The organism is Pseudomonas entomophila (assembly GCF_013523165.1).
Lineage (GTDB): Bacteria > Pseudomonadota > Gammaproteobacteria > Pseudomonadales > Pseudomonadaceae > Aquipseudomonas > Aquipseudomonas entomophila_A.
Genome location: NZ_JAAMQI010000059.1, coordinates 1 through 579 on the forward strand (window position 1 = coordinate 1; position 579 = coordinate 579).

At 62.7% G+C, this 579-nt stretch carries 1 protein-coding gene; it reads left to right on the forward strand.

Annotated elements, in window-relative coordinates; all coding sequences use genetic code 11:
* Positions 1–579: immunoglobulin-like domain-containing protein (locus G7Z99_RS19630; protein WP_181096820.1), on the forward strand; the 579-nt coding region annotated here is incomplete at both ends.

Consider the following 579-nt stretch of genomic DNA (forward strand, 5'->3'; position numbering starts at 1 on the left):
ACCTGGCGGTCAACGGTACCCCGGCGGTGACTGCTGTTACCGACACCATCGACACCAGCACCGTTACCCTGACCGCGACTCCGTCGGTCACCGAAGGTGGTGTGATTACCTACACCGCCAGCGTCACCGCCCCAGTTACCGAGGCACCGCTGGTCGTAACTCTGGCCAACGGCCAGACCATCACGATTCCGGTAGGTGCCAGCACGGGTTCGGTGAACTTCACCGCTCCGGACAACGTGTATGCCACTAACCCGCCTGTGACCAACAGCATCACTGACGTTAGCGGTGGCAATTACGAGAATCTGGTCACGTCGGGTACGCCGAGCACCACCGTGACCGATGGTCCAGGTACCAGCACCACCACGACCGTGGCCCTGAGCGCGACGCCGACCGTGGCTGAAGGCGGGCAGATCGTCTACACCGCGACCCTGACCAATGCTGCGCAGACGCCGGTGACGGTCACCTTGAGCAACGGCTCGGTGATTACCGTCGCAGCAGGCCAGACCGTAGGCAGCATCACGGTTGCAGCTCCAGGCGACGATCCGTACATCGACGCAGGCTCGGTCAACGCAACCATTA